Genomic DNA, 20,386 nt, shown 5'->3' on the forward strand with positions numbered 1-20,386 from the left:
CCCGGAGAGCCGGACGGCCACTCCTTGGGAGCCACAAATGGCAAGACACCATCAGCCACATCCGGCCCTCCCGGGCCGCCTAACACCTTACGGAGCCACCATGGCATCAGGGCCCCGACCAGGGCAGGCCGCGCCGGACTTCACCCTCCCCGGCGGAGTCCTGTCGGGCGACGACTTCGAGCGCTCCGACTATCCGCTGGCATCCGCCCGCGGCCGGTCCGTGGTGCTGGCGTTCTACCCGGGGGACAACACCAGTGTCTGCACGAAGCAGTTGTGCTCGTACTCCTCGGGCATGGAGGTCTTCGAGGGCCTCGACGCCGACGTCTGGGGAATCAGTCCACAGGGTGTGGACAGTCACGAGTCGTTCGCCCGCGCCTTCGGGCTGCGCATGCCGCTGCTGGCCGACGAGGGGCGGGAGGTCGCCCGGGCGTACGGCATCTCCGCGCCGGGCATCGGCGTGCGGCGGGCCGTCTTCCTCATCGGCCCCGACGGTGTCCTGCGCTGGAGGCACGTGGCACTGCTGGGAGCGACGTACCAGTCGCTCGCCACTCTCACGGACCGCCTGTCCGGCATTAAAGGTACGTAAAGATTGCCGGAAACCGGCAGTGACCGGAGCAGGTGCTGTATGGGACCATCCAGCCAGATCGACGGAAAACGCTCGGGGGAAGTCGACAACAGGGGAGTGATCGCGTGACCATCTTTCTCGGTCTCGGCATTGCGGGAATCGTGCTGCTCGCGCTCTCCCTGGTCTTCGGCGGGGTCCTCGAAGGTCTCTTCGACGGCGTGCTCGACGGGCTCTTCGACGGGCTTCTCTCGCTTCCGGTGATCGCCGGCTTCCTCTCGATGCTCGGCTTCGGCGGAGCGATCACGCTCGGCGCGACGGACGCCGGGACGCCGGCGGCCACCGTCGTCGGGGTCGCCGCCGGCCTCGTGGCGGGCTGGCTCACCTGGAAGTTCAGCAAGGCCCTGATGCGCGACCAGACCCACGCCACACCGCGCGACTCCGACCTGGTCGGCACCTCGGGATCCGTCGTGACGGCCATCCCGGCCGGGGGTTACGGTGAGGTGCTGCTGCGGCTGGGCGGCCAGCCCGTCAAGTACGCGGCCAAGGCGGCCGCGCCCGTGGCGCGCGGGACCGAGATCTGGGTGGAAGAGGCCCTGTCGACCACGTCGGTGACGGTCCGCCCGGTGGAGCGCTGACCACGCGAGCACCGGACTCTTCCCGGGCATCCACGCCCACGCGCCCCTGCTGACCATCCGTCCGTACCCGCCGGCCCGTAACCGACCACTCCCGCACACCCGCTCCCACGCACTCACCGAAACGGTCAACTCCTCAGCACCGCCCCGCTCCACGACAATCTGCCGTCCCCCCACGGGAGGCAGGGGGGACACATCCCATGAGTCCAGTCATCATCGCCGTCGTCGGCATCGTCGTACTCCTCGTTCTTCTCGGCCTCGTCGTCATCACCCGCTACAAGGTGGCCGGGCCCAGCGAGGCGTTCATCATCACCGGCCGCCGCGGCAAGAAGTCGACCGATCCGGTCACCGGGCACATCAGCATCGACAACAGCGGCCAGAAGGTCGTCGTGGGCGGCGGCGTCTTCGTCGTGCCGTTCGTCCAGCAGAAGTTCACCCTGGACCTCTCCAGCCGCCACATCCCGATCGCCGTACGCGGCGCGGTGACGCTGCGCGGCGTCAAGTCGAACCTCGAAGGCGTCGCGATCGTCAAGGTCGGCGGCAGCGAGGACGCCATCCGCGCCGCCGCCCAGCGCTTCCTCCAGCAGCAGGACGGCATCGTCGGCTTCACCCAGGAAGTGCTCTCCGGCGCGCTCCGCGCGATCGTCGGCCGTATGTCGGTCGAGGACATCATCCGGGACCGGGCCGCGTTCGCCGGGCAGGTCGCGGAGGAGGCCGAGGCCAGCCTCTCCGGCCAGGGCCTGATCCTGGACGCCTTCCAGATCCAGGACATCACCACCGAGGGCTCCTACCTGGAGGACCTCGGCCGCCCGGAGGCCGCCCGCGCCAAGCAGGAGGCGGACATCGCCGAGGCCATCGCGAAGCGGGCCTCGGAGCAGGCCCGGCTGAAGGCGGCCGAGGAGATCGCCATCGCCGAGCGGACGTACTACCTGAAGCAGGCCGAGATCAAGGCCGAGACGGAGGCCGCTGCCGCCAAGGCCAACGCCGCCGGACCGCTCGCCGAGGCCGCACGCCAGCAGGAAGTCCTCCAGGAGCAGGAGAAGGTCGCCGAGCGCCAGGCCGCGCTGACCGACCGCGAGCTGGACACGAAGGTCCGTAAGCCCGCCGACGCCGCCCGCTACCAGGCCGAGCAGGAGGCGGAGGCCCGCCGCATCGCCCAGGTCAAGGAGGCCGAGGCCGACGCGGAGCGCTCGCGTCTGACCGGTCAGGGCGAGAAGCTGCACCGTTCGGCCCTGGCCGACGCGGTCCGCATCGAGGGTGAGGCGGACGCCGCGGCGATCGCCGCCAAGGGTTCGGCCGAGGCCGAGGCCATGCAGAAGAAGGCCGACGCCTTCGCGCAGTACGGCGACGCGGCCGTCCTCCAGATGCTGGTCGAGGTCCTCCCGACCGTCGTGGCGAAGGCGTCCGAGCCGCTGAGCGCCATCGACAAGATGACGGTCATCTCCACGGACGGCGCGAGCCAGCTGGCCCGCACGGTCACGGACAACGTCGCGCAGGGCATGGAGCTGCTCAGCTCCACCACCGGCGTGGACCTGCCGGCCCTCCTGGAGAACCTGAAGGGCCGCACGGCCACCGTGCCCGCGCCCGCCGCCACCCCGGACGCTCCGGCGGCGGACTCCTCGACCTCGAAGAACGGCACGATCGAGGTCACGGGCTGACGCACACCGCGCCCGTCCGGGACTCGACCAGTCCCTGTGCCCGTGCCCGGCAGCGACCCGTTCGCCGCCGGGCACGGGCACGTCCGCGTCCGGGGTCCGCTTCCGGCGTCCCACAACGACGGCGGCTTTGCGTACGAGGGCGTTGTCGTCGGGCGCCCGCCGGGGATGACGGGCCGGCCCCTGCCAGTGCCTACTTCGAGATGCCGGCCGTCAGCGCGACGGTCGCGGTCACCACGCTCAGCGCCTGGGCAGGCCGGACCGAGCCGTCCAGAACACGTGCTCGGCACTCAGCCCCACACACTTCACACATCCCGGAAGCCGAAGCCGACAGCAGACGGCCCGGGGCGGGCCGGTCAGTGCGTACGGTGGGCTGGTGCAATTACTCCCGGAGCCCATTCGCCGGTTTGCCGCCTGGTGTGTCGTGATTCTCCTGGCCGCCGGCGTCGGCTACGTCGGCATCCAGATCTTCGTGGCGGTCCGGTCGGCCGTAGTGCCCGTACTGCTTGCCCTGCTCGGCACCGCACTGCTCCTGCCGGTGCACCGGTGGCTGCTGAAAGCGAAGGTGAACCCGTCTCTCGCCGCCGGGCTCACCTGCGCCGTTGTCCTCGCCCTGGTCGGCGGGGCTGTGTATGCCGTCACGGTGGCACTGGTCGACACCTGGGACCAGATCGTCGCGTCGCTGCGCAGAGCGGTGCTGCAGCTGGCCGATCAGTTCGGTGCGTCCGGCACCTCGCTGGCGGATCTGACCGACCAAGCCCTTGACGTGCTGGGCAGGTTCGGAGGGACAGCCGTCTCGACGAGTGTCGTCACCGGAGTGAGCGTCGTCGCCCAGGCCCTCGGTATGGCGGTGCTGGCGCTGCTGCTCGTCTTCTTCTTCCTCCGTGACTCCGACCGGGCGGCCGGGGCTCTGCGCTCGCTCGTGCCGCGCGGTGGCGTGGACATGGTCGAGTCGATGGCGCGGCGGGCCTTCGAGGGCGTTGAGGGCTTCATGCGGGGCACCACCGTGGTGGCGCTCATCGACGCGGTCTTCATCACCGCCGGCCTGCTCATTCTCGGAGTGCCCGGTGCTCTCGGGCTCGGCGCGATCGTCTTCATCGGCGCCTACGTCCCCTACGTCGGGGCGTTCGTCTCCGGTGCCGTGGCGGTGCTGGTCGCGCTCGCCGACCGGGGGTTCCTCATCGCGCTGTGGGTGCTCGGCGTGGTGCTGGTGGTGCAGATGCTCGAGGGAAACGTCTTGCAGCCGATGGTCCAGAGCCGGACCGTGCGGCTGCACCCCGCCCTTGTTCTCGTCGCACTCACCGCGGGGGCGTCCGTGGCCGGGATCCTCGGCGTGCTCCTGGCTGTTCCGGCCACCGCAGCCGCGTTCGGCGTGGCCCACGAGCTGCGTGCCCGCTACCGGGCCCCCGAAGGACCGCCTGCTGATGAATCGGACGCGGATTCCCCGGAACCGGCCTGAAGCCCGGCGGATTCCTGGATTCGTCCCCGGACCGTGCGAGTCACGACGTCGGACGCGCTGCGCTTCCTCCGTCTCGCCGCGAGGACCGGCATCCGAGCGAGCCCTTCGTCACCGCTTGCGGCAGCTCCCTCCTCCCGTCCCGGCGGAGCTACGTGTAACCCGGCCGAAGTCGGACACTCAGAAGGGAGCGCCCGACCGGGCGCAGCAGAACTCTGCGAGACAGACCAGGAGGACCTCATGGGAGCCGACCCCATCCCCGTTCTGACCAAGCTCTCCGACTCGCCTCACGTCATCGCCTCCCCTGCCCAGGACATTCTCGGCAGGAAGGTGACCGACCGGTCCGGCACCGACATGGGCAAGGTCGGTGACCTCGTCATCGACGAGAACGAGCAGAAGGTCCGCTTCCTGATCCTGGAACACGGCGGCTTCCTGGGCATCGGGGAGAAGGAGACCTACATCCCCGTCGACGCGGTGTCAGAGGTGACCGACGACCGTGTGCGCATCGACCGCACAAGGGATGACGTCGCCCACGCGCCCGGCTACGACCCCGAACTGCTGGATCAGAACGAGTACTACGGCAGCCTCTACAACCACTACGGCTACACCCCCTTCTGGGGAGCCGGCTACGTCTACCCGCGCTTTCGTCCCTGAGCCCGGGCCCGGTGCTGTGACCGGGCCGTACGCCCGGTCACAGCACGACGACCCGCACCGAGGACGCGTGCGGCATCAGCTGTCGTGTCCGAGTTGCCATGGTCGCGACCGGATCGTGTGATGGAGACAAGTCCCTATCAGCCCCGAACCCCTGCCGTGCCCGTGCTGTGGGAATCCGGACGAACAGCGGGAGAGAAGATGACCGTGGACGATCAGCGGTTGAGCGGTGCGGTGGTGGTGGGGGTGGTTGACACCGCGGAGCAGAGGCTGGTCGTCCGCCAGGCCGCCGAGGAGGCGGCTCGGCGTGGGGCGGTCCTGCGCATCGTGCACGCGGTCGAGTGGCCCGCGCCCCCGGGATCGGCCGAACCGGCCGGTCGGGACGTGACGACACAGCGGGCGGAACACGTGACCGCCTCGTTCGCCGAGGCGGTGGCCCAACAGTTCCCCCAGCTGGAGGTCGTATCCGACGTGGTGTCCGGGTCACCCGCACGAGCACTTGTCGACCGGTCCTCCGCAGGGGCGTTGATCGTCGTCGGCCACCGGGGCACCGGTGGGTCTCCCCGGCTGCCCCTCGGCTCGGTGAGTCTCCAGGTCGCCACGCACTCGGAGTGCCCCGTTCTCGTGGTCAGACCGGGAGAACGTGAGGAGCCGAGGGAGAACCGAGTGGTGGTGGGCGTCGATGTGGACGACCTCCCGGCCGGTCTGATGGATTTCGCACTGGAGACGGCGGAGGCCCGCAGTGCTGCCCTTGAGGTGGTGTACGTGGCCACGCGTCCCGAGCTCCTCGGTACCGGCCCCACCGGACCCGCGCTCATGGACGATAGGGCGCTTTCCCGCAGAGCGCAGGAGAAGCTGGAGAACATGCTGGCCGCCTACCGGTCCGACCACCCCAACCTGGACCTGCAAGGGCGCGTCAAGCGGCACCAGCCCGCACAAGCACTGGTGGACGCCTCCCGCCGCGCGAGCCTGCTGGTGGTCGGCTCCCATGGCCGTACCGGACTGAAGAGGCTGCTGCTCGGCTCAGTGAGCGGCAAGGTGCTGCACACCGCCCTGTGCCCGGTGGCCGTGGTCCCGACCGCTCATCGAGGCCGTGCGGAAGGCTGAGACGCTGCCGGGCTCCTCTCCCACCCACATGCCCGCGCCCCCGCTCGCCATGCGGGACGGCCGACGAGAACGGACACGCTCAGCCGTGAAGTCGATCAGCGCAACGGCGATCGGCGCTTCATCGTCGAAGGCTCCGCCCACCTGGCCGAACGGAGTGGTGCCGGCGGAGACAGGGGCCGTGACGTGCTCGCGCTGGTCGGCGGGCACGGGCGGCCACCAAGGGTGAGGCGCCTTCAGGTCGCACGATGTGAGGCTGCGTCGTAAGCAGGGACCATGAGCGATGAGACGGCATCCTGGCACCCCGGTGAGATCGTGCCCGCCAGCGGGATCTACCGGTGCGACTGCGGCGGGAAGCATCACTGGAGCACGGATGTGAAGGGGCACCGCTTCCCGCCTCCGCCATCAGGCTGTTCGGGCCGGTCCTGGACGCTGCAGAAGCCGACGCACCCCGAGAACTGTCTCGGCTGATCGCAGACGCGTACCGCTGGGCTCCCGACCGCCGATCCGGCCACCGCCCGGAGGTACCGGCCCGGGTCCGCGCGGGCGAGCGGGCGGACAGTGTTCTGCTGCCGGTCGGCAGTGCCTTCCCTCCCGCGCGAGATCCCTGGCTACCGCACTCCTGCACATGTCTACGCCGGCCTTCCGCACAGCGGTGTCGCGCTGACCCTTTGAGCTCGCCACACAGCCTCGTCCTGGCGTCGATGCACCGTGCGGTGCATGAGAGCCGGTGCCCCGTGGTACGAGGAAGCCGACCACGTCCGCTCCCTCGCTCCCTCGCTCCCTCGCTCCCTCGCTCCCGAAAGGCTGACATGCTCGACTCGCTGACCGACGTGTGGCCTCTGAGTTGGAGCATCGGAGTCTTCGCTCTGGCCACGGTCATGACCGTGGTCTGCAGTGTCCGGCTCGCCGGGCTGGGCGACACCCTCGCCGACCGCACCGGCTGGGGCGAGGCACTGTTCGGCGCGGTGCTGTTCGGCCTGGTGACGTCTCTCTCGGGCATCGTGATGACCGCGGTCAGCGGCGCAGCGGATCAGCCCGACCTCGCGTACAGCAACGCCGTGGGGGGGATCGCGGCGCAGACCCTCGCGCTGGTCGCCGCCGACGCCTTCCTGCGAAGAGTCAACCTCGAACACGCCGCGGCGTCGCTGCCCAACATGCTCTTCGGCTGCCTGCTGATCGGGCTGCTGGGCATCGCCCTGATGGCGACGTTCAGCCCGGCCGTCACCGTCCTGGGCGTGCACCCCGCCTCCCTGGTGATGGTCGCCTTCTACATCGGCGGTCTACAGCTCATCCGCTCCCACGGTGAACCGTTGTGGAGCGCGGTGCCCACCCGGGAGACGGTCCCCGACGTCGCGAGCCAGGACTCCGACGGGCTGGCCGGCCGGTCGACGTCCCGGCTGTGGACCGAGTTCGCGGCGGTAGCAGTCGCCGTCATGCTCGGGGGCTGGGCGGTGGCACGCGCGGCGGAAGGCATGGTGGAGCACACGGGTCTGAGCGCGGGACTCGTGGGAGCAGTGTTCATGGGCCTGGTCAACGCACTCCCCGAAGCGGTCACATCCATCGCCGCCGTACGCCGCGGGGCTGTCACGCTGGCCATCGCGGCCGTCGTCGGCGGGAACTGCCTGGACGCCCTCAACCTCGTCGTCGGCGACATCGCCTACCGCGGCGGCTCCCTGTTCCACGCGGCGCACCAGGACGAACTGTTCCTCACGAGCGGCGCGCTGGTCATGACAGCGGTCCTGCTCGGTGGCCTCCTCGTCCGCCAGAAACGCGGCTGGCTCAAGATCGGCTTCGACGGAATCCTCCTCGTCACCATCTACGCGGCCACCGTCGCCGTACTCGCCTTCTGAGCGTCGAGGCGGGGCTACGGGCCGAAGCGCGGCCATGCCGTCGCCGGGAGGACGCCCTGGTCGTCAACGGCCGCTTGCCGCATGGGCGGCTTGGTGAAACGGCGGCGGAGGTCCCGCGCCCCGGCATCGCCGATCCGAGCGTTCGTACCCTTCAGGCACGGCCGCGTACGACGTCCCCCACGACCTCCACGCCGCCCGGCCCGCCCCGGACCGCACCGGTGCCGCGTACGAGGAGTTCGCCTGTGCTCTGCCGTGATTCGGTGGGCCCTCTGCTCGGCAGGGAGAGGCGCTCCACAGTCCGTGCAGGAGGGTGTTGAGCGCGGCCAGGGCCGGGCAGAAGGGCCGCGTGTCGTCGGCCGGAAGCGCGCCGGCGAGCGCATGGTGGTCTACCGTCGTCGCATTCCCGGAGGAGGGCGGCATCATGGAGGCTCTCGGTCAACCGCAGCCGGTAGTCGCAGGCGCGGGTTTTCTGCCCGTCCCGCCGGCAGCCCGCATGCCCGCGCGCAGCGGCCCGAACGCCACCATGCCTCTCCCGTCCGTTGGCGGGCCCGAGCACGGGCCCCGTACGTCCGGGGCCGTGCGGCCCGCCCCGCCCACAGCGGCCGTACGCCCTGCCCCTTCCGCCGATGAGTGACACGCTCCGTGCCCAGCTGTGGCCCCTGCCGACGCTGGGCGTCGTGCTCGCTGTGGCCGGGGGTGTGGGGCTGCCCCGGCTGGACGCGCGGATCCAGAACGACATCCCGCCGTGGCTGACGGACTACCTGTTCGGTGGCGGCGCGGACGCCGCCCGTACGGTGCTGGAGGCGATCGCCGGCTCCCTGATCAGTGTCACGGCACTGACCTTCTCGCTCACGGTGGTGACGCTGCAACTGGCGAGCAGCCAGTTCTCCCCCCGGCTTCTGCGCACGTTCACCGCGGACCGGTACGTACAGACGACCCTGGCGTTGTTCCTCACGACGTTCACCTACGCCCTGACCGTGCTGCGCACCGTGCGGACCGGCGACGACGGACAGGACATGTTCGTCCCCCAGATGTCGGTCACCGCGGCGTTCCTCCTCACTCTGGCGAGCGTGCTCGGCCTGGTGCTGTTTCTGTCCCACCTGGCACGCGAGATCCGGGTGGAGACGATGATGCACAGCGTCCACGCGGCCGCCGACCGCACCGTCCACCGCCTTCTCCCCGAAGGGGCCCCCGCCGCCGGGCGCCCGGCCGTGCCACCGGCACCGCCTTCCGACGCGCTGCCTCTGCCCGTCCGAAAGCCCGGCTTCCTGACCGCCGTGGACGAGGATGCCCTCCTGGAGGCGGCCGTCGAGGCCGACGCCGTCCTGTTCATCGACCGCCACCCCGGCAGCTCCCTGATCACCGGCACACCCATGGGAGCCGCCTGGCCGCGTGCGGGGGAGCCCTTCTCCCGCGAGACCCGGACAGGTCTGGTCCGCAAAGCCGCGGAGGCGATTTCCACCGGCGCGGAACGCACCGAGGTCCAGGACGTCGCCTTCGGGCTCCGCCAGCTCACCGACATCGCCGCCAAAGCGCTCTCACCCGGGGTCAACGACCCCACCACCGCTGTCCACGCCCTCTCCCATTCCTCCGCCCTGCTGTGCGAGCTGGCCCGCCGCGACCTCGGCCCCCGGGTACTGCACGACGACCGCCACCGGGTGAGGGTCATGCTGCGGCGCCCGGACCTGGCGGACCTCCTCGATCTCGCGGTAGACCAGCCGCTGCGCTACGGCGCCGCCGAGCCCGCGGTTCTGATCCGCATCGCGATGCTCCTGCGCGAACTGGCGTGGAACAGCGCGCCCGACCAGCATCCGCCGATCGTGGCCGCACTCCACCGGCTGCGCTCCACCATCGCCGATCAGGACTTCCACGCCACCGAGCACGCCCGGCTCGACCAACTGGTCCACGAGGCCGAGGAGGCCCTGACAGGACGCTGGACGTACGACCGGACGCACTGACGCACTGACCGCCCGGTCCCGGACCGGACCGACAGCTCCCGGTCCGATCGGGGCGACCGGGCGGTACCCGTGCTTCAGGGATGCCGCCGCCCACGAGGAGAGGCGGAGCGAGAGCCGGTCGGCCTGCCGGCTCGGGACGCCGTGAGCGCGATGGCCAGGGAGACGACCGCGAGGACGACCAGCACGCAGCCCACGGTGATGTCGTTGACGCGTGCGGCGTCGGCCGCGGCGGTGTCGCCGTAACTCACCACGAATGGTGCGACGATCAGCAGCACCCCGCCCGCCAGGACGAGCACATCGCTCACCCGTCCTCGTGGCCGGATCAGCCGGGCCAGGGCAACGCAGAACACGACGATGCCGATGAGGATCTCGACGGTATGGGCGTCGACGGCCGGCTCCGTGAACGGATAGCCGATGATCCACGCTCCGACGAACAGCCAGAGCGAGGCCAGGAGCATGAGGCCACTGATGGGTTCGTTCCGCAGGCCGCGGGCCAGCTTCCTCGGCGGGGGGCCGGCCTCCGGCGGCGGCGAGGACTGTCCACGAGTCATGACGGTCTCCTTTCCGGCCCCGGTACTCGACCGGGGTCGCAGACGTTGCGAGTGCAGTCCCCCCTGCGTGCCCGTGTGACCGGGTTCCACACAGCCCGCCGGCGCGGGGTCACTGACCCTGGATTGCGCTCCCGCTCGCCCGGGGGAAGGCCGACGCCCCGCTGTGCGGAGCCCTCTCCGAGCGGCGGATCACTGACCGGGCGAGGGCGGCGTGAGCCCCGGGGTGTCGGTGGCGTCCTCGTCGACGTAGGTGGGCAGCTGCGCGTGCATCTGGAGCGCCACCTCGCCCGCACGCTCGAAACGCAGGGTCACCCATGCGTAGTCGCCGCCCCGCATCTCCTCCTTCAGCCCCCGCAGCAGCAGGTGCGGCCGGTCCTCCTCCAGCTCGACAAGCTCCTCGGGCGGCACCTCCACCGGACCCCGCTCGGCACCGTCCCCCGTGACGATGTCCACCGACCGGGCGATCGTCGTCCCACCGCCGACCAACCGGTCCGCGGTGGCTCCCTCGTTGTAGAGCCACACGTACAACGGGGCGTCGTCCCCGACCTCCCACGGGCCGTTCGGCGGCTCGGAGATATGGGCGTAACGGATCAGCATGTTCCCGACCCGGGCGTTCGCGCCGGGCGGGTTGTACTCACCTTCGTGGGTACTGCAACCAGCCAGCGTCGTGGCGGCGAGGCAGCAGCTGACCAGAGCGTACGCAGTCCGGCGCAAGGAACGGCCGAGGCGCGGAAAGCTGTTCATCGAGGTCCCATCTTCGTCGTGCCCTGCGGGTTCATCCGCAGGTATGCCCGTGCGCGACCTCATACGTCGGCGGGTTGAGCCGGATGGCGGGCCGAAGCACCACCACGGGTGCGGACGCGAGCGACGGACGGAGAAGCTGATCCACCGCCCGGGCGAGGGGCACTCCACCGGCGCGTGAACCTGACCGAGCACTACGAGGATCCGGCACAGCAGGGACCGGACCGTCGCCACCGGCTCCGCACCGTCTGGGCCCACCTGCTCCCCGGTCGCGAGGGGCCCGGCTCCGTTGCCGGCGGTGAGGCGGTCGGGCCGTCTGCTGGTACGTCGGGTAGGTGAGGTACCCGGCGTCGCCGCCCTGGTAGAAGGTGTTCTCGTCGGCGGGCGCGAGGGGCAGGCCCGAGCGCAGGCGTTCGACCAGGTCGGGGTCGGCGAGGAAACCGCGGCCGAAGGCGACCCCGGCCACGGAGGGGACCGGCGACGCGCCGACAGCCGCCCCCACTCCCCGGCGCGAGCACCGGGAGGCCGGCCGAGAGCCGCTGCCGTCGCGTCGGAGGACGTAACCCGGCGCGCCGCACCGCCGCGTTCGCGGCTGACCGGCCGAGGGACGCCCCGGGCGACCGCCCGCATCGGACCGCCGCCCGCGCGTCCCCGCCCGCGCCTCCCCGGACCGTGACGACGGGCCGGGAGAACCACGGGGGCGCGGGCGCAGGCCCTCTTCACTCCCCCCGGTCGCGCCCCACCGCGTACAGGTGGCTGTCCCGGAACTGCTCCGCTCCCAGCGTCCGGCCCACCATGATGACCGCCGTGCGGATCACCCCGGCGGCCTTCACCTGTTCGGCGATCGAGTCCAGCGGGCCCCGCAGGATGATCTCGTCCGGGCGGGACGCCATCGCCACCACCGCCGCCGGGCAGTCCGCCCCGTAGTGCGGCAGCAGTTCGTCCACCACCCGGTCCACGTAGCGCGCAGCCAGGTGGAGCACGATCAGCGCCCCGCTGCGGCCCAGGGTCGCCAGGTCCTCGCCCTCCGGCATCGCCGTGGCGCGCTGCGCGACGCGGGTCAGGATGACCGTCTGGCCGACCGTCGGGACCGTCAGCTCCCGCTTCAACGCCGCTGCCGCCGCCGCGAACGCGGGGACGCCGGGGACCACTTCGTACGGGACGCCCGCCTCGTCCAGGCGCTTCATCTGCTCGTTCACCGCACTGAAGACCGACGGGTCGCCCGAGTGCAGCCGCGCCACGTCGTGGCCGTCCGCGTGGGCCCGGACCAGCTCGGCGGTGATCTGCTCGATGTCCAGATTCGCCGTGTCGACCAGGCGGGCGTCCTTCGGACACTCGGCCAGCAGCTCGACCGGGACCAGGCTGCCCGCGTACAGGCAGACCGGGCTGGCGGCGAGGAACCGGGCGCCGCGCACCGTGATCAGGTCGGCCGCGCCGGGGCCCGCGCCGATGAAGTACACCGTCATGATCGATCTCCCTTGTACGAACGTGCCCCGGGGTCCGAGGACTTGGTCACCGACCACTGCGTCACGGGCATCGCCTGACGCCAGCCCGTGAACCCGCCGACCGGGACGGCGTGGGCGACCGACAGGCGCACCAGCTCGCCGCCGTGCGCCGTGTACCGCTCGGCCAGCAGCGCCTCCGACTCCAGCGTCACCGTGTTCGCGACCAGCCGTCCCCCCGGGCGCAGCGCCTGCCAGCACGCGTCGAGCAGGCCCGGCGCGGTCAGGCCACCGCCGATGAACACCGCGTCCGGGCCCTCCAGTCCGGCCAGGGACGCGGGAGCCGGGCCGGTCACCACCGTCAGGGCGGGCACCCCCAGGCGTTCCGCGTTGCGGGCGATCCGGCCGGCCCGCACCGGGTCCCGCTCCACACCCACCGCCCGGCAGGACGGGTGCGCCCGCAGCCACTCGATCGCGATCGAGCCCGATCCGCCGCCCACGTCCCACAGCAGTTCTCCGGGCGCGGGGGCCAGAGCCGCGAGCGTGGCGGCCCGGACATGGCGCTTGGTGAGCTGGCCGTCGTGCTCGTACGCCTCGTCCGGCAGACCCGGGACCGTGCCCAGCCGCAGCGCTTCCGACGACGCCCGGCAGTCGACCGCGATGACGTTCAGGCGGTCCCCGGGCGCGTGCGCCCACTGCGACGCGAGGCCCTCGACGAATCCCTCGCTCTCGCTGCCCAGCTGTTCCAGCACCCGCAGCCGGCTGGGGCCGAAGCCGCGGGACGTGAGGAGCGCGGCGACCGTGGCGGGCGTGCTCGCGTCCGCGCTCAGGACCAGCAGCCGGCGGCCCTCGTACAGGGACGCCGCCAGCCGTGCCGCCGGACGGCCCACCAGCGTCACGACCTCCGTGTCCTCCCGCGGCCAGCCGAGGCGCGCGCAGGCGTACGAGACGGACGACGGGTGCGGCAGCACGCGCAGCCGCTCCGGCCCCAGCTCCTCGGCCAGCGCCCGCCCGATTCCGTAGAACATCGGGTCTCCACTGGCCAGCACCGCGATCCGGCGCTCCCGGTGCTCCGCGAGCAGCCGGGGGACGGCCGGCCTCAGCGGGGACGGCCAGCCGACCCGTGCACCGGCGCACTCCGGCGGGAGCAGGTCCAGCTGGCGCGCCCCGCCGATCAGCACCTCCGCCGCGCACAGCGCCTCCCGCGCCGGACCGGACAGGCCGGACCAGCCGTCCGCGCCGATCCCCACGACGGAGACGGCGTGCGGCGGTGAAGCGGGCGGCGGGACGGGTGACACGGTCGGACCTCGTCGTTCGGGAGTTCGGAGCTTCGGGGCTTCGGGAGTTCGGGGCTTCGGGAGTTCAAAGCTTCGGGAGTTCAGGAGAGGCGGGCGCAACGCTGCCGAACTTTACTGAACGCCCGGCCCTGCCCCCTCCGGCGGGTGAGCGCCCCTCCAGCGGGTGAATCCGGAAAGACTTCGCGCGTGGTGTCGAGAACCCCGCACCGGCTCCGACGTCCCCTGTGCAGGAGGAAGAACGAACCACGAGCGAGCGACCAGGAGGCGACGGTCATGAAGTATCTGGTGATGGTCCAGGGCAGCCAGGCGGACTACGACGCGCAGGCCGGCAAGGGGGACGCCGACGGCCCGGCGTGGGACGAGAAGGCCATGCGGGAGATGTTCGCCCACATGGGCAGCATCAACGACGACCTCGCCGAGTCGGGCGAGCTGGTCACCGGCTACGGGCTGCGGGAGCCCGCGTCCGGCCGGGCCGTCAGCCTCGACGCCGAAGGGCGGCCGGTGGTCTCGGACGGGCCCTACAGCGAGACGAAGGAGCTGCTCGCCGGGTTCTGGGTGCTCGACTGCGAGAGCCTGGAGAGGGTGACCGAGATCGCCGAGCGCGTGGCACGCTGTCCGCAGCCCGCCGGGGCGCCCGACTACCCGGTGCTCATCCGGCCCGTCGAGGGCGGGATCGACGACTGACAGGAACCACCCCGAGGACGCGGATGGACGGTACGACCGACGTCGTCATCGAAGACCTGCTGCGCCGCAACGCGCCGCAGGTCCTCGGCGCGCTCGTGCGCCGGTACGGGCACTTCGACCCGGCCGAGGACTCCGTCCAGGAGGCCCTGATCGCGGCCGCCGAGCAGTGGCCGCGGGGCGGCGTCCCCGACAATCCGCGCGGCTGGCTGATCCGGGTCGCCTCCCGCCGCCTCACCGACCGGCTGCGCGGTGACGCGGCCCGGCGCAGGCGGGAGGAGACGGCGGCGGCCCTCACCCCGGCGGACGCGTTCGTCGCGCCGCCGCCCGGGGAGGACCCCTCCGGGCCGGGCCGGGCCCCCTCCGAGGACGACACGCTCACCCTGCTCTTCCTCTGCTGCCATCCCGCGCTCTCCCCCGCCGCCCAGATCGCGCTGACCCTCCGCGCGGTCGGCGGCCTCACCACGGCGGAGATCGCCCGCGCCCATCTGGTGCCGGAGGCGACGATGGCGCAGCGGATCAGCCGGGCCAAGCGGGCGGTGCGCGGCACGCGGTTCCGGCAGCCGGACGCCCAGGACCGCGACCAGCGGCTCGCCGCCGTCCTCCAGGTCCTCTACCTGATCTTCAACGAGGGTTACACCGCCACCGCCGGCCCCGATCTCCACCGCACGGACCTGGCGCGCGAGGCGATCCGGCTGGCCCGCGCCGTCCGGCGGCTGCTGCCCCACGAGGGACGGGTGACCGGTCTGCTGGCGCTGATGGTCCTCACCGAGGCGCGCGCCCCGGCGCGCACCGGGCCGGACGGCGAGCTGATCCCGCTCGACGAACAGGACCGGACGCTCTGGAACCGTACGGCCATCGACGAGGGCACCGCCCTGGCCCGGGAGGCGCTGGCCCAGGGGCCGGCCGGGGACTACCAGCTCCAGGCCGCCGTCGCCGCCCTGCACGACGAGGCGGAGCGCGCCGAGGACACCGACTGGCCGCAGATCCTCGCCCTCTACGACCTCCTCGTGCGGCGCACCCCCGACCCCGCCGCCGCGCTGGGCAGGGCGGTGGCCGTGGCCATGGTGCACGGGCCGCGCGCCGGGCTCGCGGAGGTCGACGCGCTGGAGAGGGCTCCGGAGGGCGCGGCGGCGGGGGCGTCGGAGAGGCGCTACCGGCGCGACGCCGTACGCGCCCATCTCCTGGAGCGGGCGGGGGAGCCGGACGCCGCCCGCACCGCCTACCGGGCAGCCGCCGACGGCACCCTCAGCGAACCCGAGGCCCGCTATCTGCGGATGCGCGCGGACCGGCTGACCCGGTAGAACACGCCGTTTCGGCGGGGCCGTTCACTCCCTGCGGCCGAAGAACTCGATCTCCGCGACCGCCGTACGCCGGTCCTGCCCGGAGCCGTACACCGAGTCGACCGTGAGCCGGGCCCGGACCGTGTCCGAACCCCGCACGTCGAAGGTCTGCTGGCCGGCCTGGTCGCGCAGCCGGATCGTCCGGTCGGTCCTCTCCCCGTCCTTCGACGTCAGCTCCACGGTGAGCCGCGCCGGACGGCCCTGCCGCAGGAACTCGTCCTGGCGCGCCGACGTCCCGGAGAACACCACGATCTTCATCATCCGCACCGGTTGCGCGAAGTCGCACTCCAGGTGCTCGCCGACGCCTTCGCCGGTCTTCTCCGGCGCCCAGTAACGGTTGTTGAACCCGTCGAAGGCCGCCGAGGCCGGATGCCCGCCCGCCTCGCTGGAGCCCCGGCAGGCGGCGGGCGGCACGGACTCCGGGGTCCCGGTCCTCTCCTTGGCGAAGCCGAACAGGCCCGAGAGATGCGGCAGCGCGAACCAGACGCCGACCGCCAGCAGGATCAGCACGATGGGCAGCCCGACCCTCGGCCGCCGCCATCCGCGTGGCGGACGCGCCCCCGCCACGCGCGCCTGCCGGGGGCGGCGGCGCAGGATCCGCCGCCACCACGGCGGCCGGCCCCCGGGGGCCGGCCCGGGGTCCAGGAGCAGGGCGCAGCGGACGCACAGCGTGCGGCCCGGGGCGTTCTCCGTACGGCAGTTGGGGCAGATCACCGGTGCGCCGGCGGGTTCCGGGCGGGGCGGCCGGGCGGCGGGCCTCCGCCCGTCGTCCGGCCACGCGTCGGGGCCGGGAGCCGGGCCGGGCGGACCGTCGCCCGGCCGCCGGGGGGCCGCCGCCTCCGGGGGCGCCGGCGGCCCGGGCGGCGGGGACAGCGGGGCCGTCACGGGCATGGGCGCGGGCGACGCCACGGGAGCGGGCGCGGGCGGTGTCACGAAGGGAGAGACGGGCGGCGTCGCGGAAGCGGAGGCGGCCGGCGTCTGGGGAGTGGAGGCGGGCGGCGCCCCCGTCGCTGGCGGCGGCGTCACGGAAGCGGTCCCGGCGGAAGCGGTCCCGGCGGAAGCGGTCCCGGCGGAAGCGGTCCCGGCGGAAGCGGTCCCGGTGGAAGCGGTCCCGGTGGAAGCGGGAGACGCGGCAGGCGGGTTCGGCGCGGGTGATCCCTCTCCCTCCTCCCACCCCAGGAACGCCTCGCACACCGAGCAGAACTCCCGCCCCGGCGGGTTCCGGTGCCCGCACTCGTCGCAGATCACTGAGCGTCCCCTCCCTCACCGGGCGGCTCCGAGGGCCCCGGTGCGCCCGGCGTCTGTGGTGGCAGCAGCTCCAGGGTGAACCCGACGTGCGCCGGGATCTCCGCGCCGATCAGCTCCTCCAGTCGCACCCGGTCCAGCCCTCGGTGGCCGCCCCCGGCCCCGTCGCCCCCGGCGGCCCGGACCCGGATGGTCACCCAGGGGCGGCCCCGGCCGGGGAGCGGGGTGCCCGGGGCGGTCGACCAGGCCGTGCCGCCACTCTCGGCGATCTCCGGTTCCGTACCGGTCTCCAGCCGGAGCGCCTCCGCCAGGCCGCCCACCGTGCCGCGCCGGGCATGCCGGGTGACCGCACCGCGCACCGCCGCCCGGCGCAGCTCCGGCGGGCTGTCCGCGTGGGCTTCGACCGCCACCCACTGGGCCAGCCAGTCGAGGAAGTCGTCGGGGGCGCTGCGCGGGTCCAGGTGTGCGGGCAGGTTGTCGATGGACAGCAGGACGGGGGCCAGCACGTCGTCGAGCGCGGCCAGGAAACGCTGGAGGAAGTCCTGCTCCAGGTAGACGGCGGGCAGCCGGTCGATCAGGGGGTGCGGGGTGGGCAGCCCGGGAACGCCGTGCCGCGCCCCCGCGCCCGGGCCCCCGCCCGTGGCCGGAACCTCGCCCGCCCCCGTACGCGTACGCATCGGTCAGGCCCCCCTCACCCGGAGCTGGTGCTCGTAACTGAAGACCAGGGCGTGCGGGTCCAGCGGGATCTTCGCGGTGGCGTCGGTGCGCTCGCCGGTGACCGGGTCGGCCCGGTAGAGCCGTACGTCCTCCACCAGGTCGATCCCCGGCACCCGCTGGAGCACCGCGAACGCCTCTCCCGACTGGACGGGCCTGCCGAACGGCCAGCCGTCCCCGGCCGGCCCGCCGGTGAGCGGGTTGAAGTACCCGTACAGCGCCGCCAGCGCGCTCTCCCGGACCCGCTCCGCGACCGCGCCGCGCTCCGCCTGGACCAGGGCGACGACGGTGACGCCCTGGTAGAACGGCGGCTCGACGACCAGCCGGGCCCCGACCGGCCGCCGGGCGTCCAGGTGCCCGGCGATCAGGGCGAGCGTGTTCGCGGGCGGGGTCAGCTCGTCGAACCCGATCCGGCCCTGCTCGTCGCTGCGCCCGGAGGGCACGACGAGCAGCCGCACCCCGTCCGCGTCGGCCGCGCTCTCCTGCGAACCGGCCCGGATGCAGTGGACCCGGGCCGCGTCCGGGGCGATCTCCCGGGCCAGGAGCTCGTAGTCGTGCGGGACCACGGCCCGGTGCAGGGTGCGCAGGGTCATGGGTCCGCGCACCCGGGCGCTGTCGACGCTCTCGCCGTCCACGCCCCCGAGCGCGGGCCGGCGGTTCTCGACCCGGGCGACGTACGGGATGGCGCTGCGCAGGACGCGGAGGGTGGAGCGGGCGACGTTGCCGCGCAGCCCGCCGCCCGTGCGGTAGGAGCGGACCCGGACGGTGGCGCCCTTGACCGGGACGCGGCCGTAGTGGCGTACGGAGCCGTCCCGTTCGCGCACGGCCGGACCGAACTCGACGCGTCCCGCGTTCGGGTCGAGCGTGACGTGCCGGTCCTCGGGCCCGGAGTGCGCGAAGTCGTCGACCCGCGTCCAGCGGGTGATGTCCGAGCCGGCGGCGGCGTCGGGCGCGGCCGGGTCGGTCACCTCGACCACGAACTCCCCCGGCACCACCGGCGGCCGGGCCAGCCGGAACACCTGTCCGGGGACGCCCTCCGCCTGGCCCAGCACCTCGTCGGTGACGGTCTCGGCGTGCTCGGCGGCGACGGTCGCGCCGATGGTGAACGCGGTGATCCCGCGGACGACGGGCGGGGCCATGTACGTCGGCTGCCCCGGCTCCGCCTCGATCAGCCGGCAGCGGAGCCAGCCGCCGGTGCGGCGTACGACGGCCGCCGGGGCATGGGCCCGCGGCAGGTGGAGGATCAGCTCGCCGGACCGGTTGAATCCGCCCGTGTCGTCCTTCTCCACCTCGCAGACCGCCCAGCCCGACCCGTCCCACGCCTCCCACAGGATCGGCGGCCGCCGGGGGTCGACGCCCACCCCGTCCACCGTGCAGTCCAGCCGGAGCGCCAGTACGCCCGCGGGCACGGCGGCCGACAGACCGACGTACAGGCAGTCGCCGGGGGCGGGCGTGGCGCCGAAGACCGGCACGTCCCGGCCGAGCGCCAGCTCCTCGGTCCGGTCGACGGCCTCCCCGGGCGAGGGCCAGGTGGCGAGGTGGGCGAAGGCGCACGGCACGATGGAGAGCGGCTCGGAGGTGGTGAAGACGACCGCCTCCTCGGTCTCCGTGCGGACGGTCGCGATCTCCGTTCCGGCGCGCACCGGCACCGGTTCGGGGCGGGGTGCGGAGAGCCGGAACGTCACCTCGGTGTGGGCGGCGGTCGGCGGGTGGAGCTGCACCCCGATCAGGTCGAGGAAGGTGAGGTAGCTCTTCTCCGGGACCCGGTTCACCCGGTAGACGAGCTGGTCGACCATGGTCGCGAACGCCTCGATCAGGGTCACCCCGGGGTCGGAGACGTTGTGGTCGGTCCACTCCGGGCAGCGCTGCTGCACCAGGCGTTTCGCCTCGTCGACCAGGCCCTGGAAGGTGCGGTCGTCCAGATGCGGGCTGGGCAGGGTCACGCCCTCGCCTCCTCGTCGTTCGGGGCGGACGGGTCCGTACGCCCGCCTCGCGCGTTGCTCGGGCCGGACACGGTCATGCGCCCGCCTCGCGCGTTGCTCGGGCCGGACACGGTCATGCGCCCGCCTCCTGGTCGTCGGCCGGCGCCTCGGCCCCGTCGGCGTGCTGCGGGATCACGTAGAACGGGAAGACGAGGTTGCGGGGGTCGTTCGCGCCGCGCACGGTGTAGCCGATGTCGATGTAGAGGACGCCGTCGTCCGCCGCGTCGAACCGGACGACGACCTCCGTCACCTCGATCCGCGGCTCCCAGCGCTCCAGCGCCAGCCGCACCTCGTACGCGAGCTGCCCGGCGGTCCCCGCGTCCGCCGGGGCGAACACGTAGTCGTTGACCGCGCAGCCGAACTCCGGGCGCATGGGCCGCTCCCCCGGCGAGGTCGCCAGGATCAGCCGGATCGACTCCTCCAGCTCGTGCTCGCCGCGCACCAGCGCGATGGACCCGGTGGCGTCCGTGCGCGGCGGGAACGCCCAGCCCGCGCCGATGAACTGCTGTCCCATG

19 protein-coding genes and 1 pseudogene are annotated in these 20,386 nt (G+C 72.9%); 11 read left to right on the top strand and 9 right to left on the bottom strand.

The window, feature by feature from the left end; translation table 11 throughout:
- Nucleotides 1–100: 100 nt before the first annotated feature.
- The 9 genes from ACIQMU_RS25525 to ACIQMU_RS25565 all read left to right on the top strand — a co-directional run bounded on the left by ACIQMU_RS25525 (nucleotide 101) and on the right by ACIQMU_RS25565 (nucleotide 9,874).
- Entirely contained in the window at nucleotides 101–586 is a 486-nt protein-coding gene (locus tag ACIQMU_RS25525; protein ID WP_352243770.1) for a peroxiredoxin, read from the top strand.
- A gap of 104 nt (nucleotides 587–690) precedes the next feature.
- Nucleotides 691–1,200: a hypothetical protein gene (locus tag ACIQMU_RS25530; protein ID WP_402689766.1), complete on the top strand. Its 510-nt coding sequence runs from the start codon at nucleotides 691–693 to the stop codon at nucleotides 1,198–1,200.
- Nucleotides 1,201–1,397: 197 nt separating this feature from the next.
- On the top strand, nucleotides 1,398–2,855 hold the full coding sequence (locus ACIQMU_RS25535; RefSeq protein WP_402689767.1) for a flotillin family protein: 1,458 nt from the start codon (nucleotides 1,398–1,400) through the stop codon (nucleotides 2,853–2,855).
- Nucleotides 2,856–3,228: 373 nt separating this feature from the next.
- Nucleotides 3,229–4,311, top strand: coding sequence for an AI-2E family transporter (locus ACIQMU_RS25540; RefSeq protein WP_352243773.1), 1,083 nt, complete (start codon nucleotides 3,229–3,231; stop codon nucleotides 4,309–4,311).
- A 237-nt stretch (nucleotides 4,312–4,548) separates the two neighbouring features.
- Nucleotides 4,549–4,962 carry a PRC-barrel domain-containing protein gene (locus tag ACIQMU_RS25545; RefSeq protein ID WP_352243774.1) on the top strand — a complete coding sequence of 138 codons (414 nt, stop codon included), beginning with the start codon at nucleotides 4,549–4,551 and terminating at the stop codon, nucleotides 4,960–4,962.
- A 198-nt stretch (nucleotides 4,963–5,160) separates the two neighbouring features.
- Nucleotides 5,161–6,066 (top strand): universal stress protein, encoded by a 906-nt coding sequence (locus ACIQMU_RS25550; RefSeq protein ID WP_352243775.1) that lies wholly within the window; start codon nucleotides 5,161–5,163, stop codon nucleotides 6,064–6,066.
- Between the two features lie 273 nt (nucleotides 6,067–6,339).
- Nucleotides 6,340–6,534 (top strand): hypothetical protein, encoded by a 195-nt coding sequence (locus tag ACIQMU_RS25555; RefSeq protein WP_402689768.1) that lies wholly within the window; start codon nucleotides 6,340–6,342, stop codon nucleotides 6,532–6,534.
- A gap of 341 nt (nucleotides 6,535–6,875) precedes the next feature.
- Nucleotides 6,876–7,916 (top strand): sodium:calcium antiporter, encoded by a 1,041-nt coding sequence (locus ACIQMU_RS25560; RefSeq protein WP_402689769.1) that lies wholly within the window; start codon nucleotides 6,876–6,878, stop codon nucleotides 7,914–7,916.
- A gap of 626 nt (nucleotides 7,917–8,542) precedes the next feature.
- Entirely contained in the window at nucleotides 8,543–9,874 is a 1,332-nt protein-coding gene (locus tag ACIQMU_RS25565) for a DUF2254 domain-containing protein (protein ID WP_402689770.1), read from the top strand.
- A gap of 74 nt (nucleotides 9,875–9,948) precedes the next feature.
- On the opposite strand, the gene ACIQMU_RS25570 is transcribed toward ACIQMU_RS25565, so the two are convergent.
- The 5 genes and pseudogenes from ACIQMU_RS25570 to cbiE all read right to left on the bottom strand — a co-directional run bounded on the left by ACIQMU_RS25570 (nucleotide 9,949) and on the right by cbiE (nucleotide 13,906).
- The gene (locus tag ACIQMU_RS25570; RefSeq protein ID WP_402689771.1) at nucleotides 9,949–10,425 is read right to left on the bottom strand and encodes an SPW repeat protein; all 477 of its coding nucleotides are present in this window, start codon (nucleotides 10,423–10,425) and stop codon (nucleotides 9,949–9,951) included.
- Between the two features lie 189 nt (nucleotides 10,426–10,614).
- The gene (locus ACIQMU_RS25575; RefSeq protein WP_352243779.1) at nucleotides 10,615–11,169 is read right to left on the bottom strand and encodes a copper chaperone PCu(A)C; all 555 of its coding nucleotides are present in this window, start codon (nucleotides 11,167–11,169) and stop codon (nucleotides 10,615–10,617) included.
- A gap of 307 nt (nucleotides 11,170–11,476) precedes the next feature.
- Nucleotides 11,477–11,623, bottom strand: a pseudogene (locus ACIQMU_RS25580) (alkene reductase); the annotation flags it as partial.
- Nucleotides 11,624–11,885: 262 nt separating this feature from the next.
- Complete coding sequence (gene cobM / locus ACIQMU_RS25585; RefSeq protein WP_352243780.1) at nucleotides 11,886–12,632, bottom strand: precorrin-4 C(11)-methyltransferase; 747 nt, start codon at nucleotides 12,630–12,632, stop codon at nucleotides 11,886–11,888.
- On the bottom strand, nucleotides 12,629–13,906 hold the full coding sequence (gene cbiE / locus ACIQMU_RS25590; RefSeq protein ID WP_352243781.1) for a precorrin-6y C5,15-methyltransferase (decarboxylating) subunit CbiE: 1,278 nt from the start codon (nucleotides 13,904–13,906) through the stop codon (nucleotides 12,629–12,631). The genes cobM and cbiE overlap by 4 nt, the downstream gene beginning before the upstream one ends.
- A 273-nt stretch (nucleotides 13,907–14,179) precedes the next feature.
- Between cbiE and ACIQMU_RS25595 the strand changes: the two genes are divergently transcribed.
- Together ACIQMU_RS25595 and ACIQMU_RS25600 are read left to right on the top strand one after the other, a co-directional pair.
- Entirely contained in the window at nucleotides 14,180–14,590 is a 411-nt protein-coding gene (locus ACIQMU_RS25595) for a YciI family protein (protein WP_352243782.1), read from the top strand.
- A 23-nt stretch (nucleotides 14,591–14,613) separates the two neighbouring features.
- Complete coding sequence (locus tag ACIQMU_RS25600; protein WP_352243783.1) at nucleotides 14,614–15,891, top strand: DUF6596 domain-containing protein; 1,278 nt, start codon at nucleotides 14,614–14,616, stop codon at nucleotides 15,889–15,891.
- 24 nt (nucleotides 15,892–15,915) lie between these two features.
- Here ACIQMU_RS25600 and ACIQMU_RS25605 read toward each other — a convergent pair whose 3' ends face one another.
- From ACIQMU_RS25605 to ACIQMU_RS25620, 4 genes are all read right to left on the bottom strand, one after another.
- Nucleotides 15,916–16,821: a discoidin domain-containing protein gene (locus ACIQMU_RS25605; protein WP_402689772.1), complete on the bottom strand. Its 906-nt coding sequence runs from the start codon at nucleotides 16,819–16,821 to the stop codon at nucleotides 15,916–15,918.
- Nucleotides 16,822–17,174: 353 nt separating this feature from the next.
- Nucleotides 17,175–17,852 (bottom strand): phage tail protein, encoded by a 678-nt coding sequence (locus ACIQMU_RS25610; protein ID WP_402689773.1) that lies wholly within the window; start codon nucleotides 17,850–17,852, stop codon nucleotides 17,175–17,177.
- Nucleotides 17,853–17,855: 3 nt separating this feature from the next.
- Nucleotides 17,856–19,832 carry a putative baseplate assembly protein gene (locus ACIQMU_RS25615; RefSeq protein WP_352243785.1) on the bottom strand — a complete coding sequence of 659 codons (1,977 nt, stop codon included), beginning with the start codon at nucleotides 19,830–19,832 and terminating at the stop codon, nucleotides 17,856–17,858.
- 112 nt (nucleotides 19,833–19,944) lie between these two features.
- Complete coding sequence (locus tag ACIQMU_RS25620; RefSeq protein WP_352243786.1) at nucleotides 19,945–20,385, bottom strand: GPW/gp25 family protein; 441 nt, start codon at nucleotides 20,383–20,385, stop codon at nucleotides 19,945–19,947.
- Nucleotide 20,386: the final 1 nt, after the last annotated feature.

It is taken from the genome of Streptomyces sp. NPDC091649 (assembly GCF_044756785.1).
GTDB lineage: Bacteria > Actinomycetota > Actinomycetes > Streptomycetales > Streptomycetaceae > Streptomyces.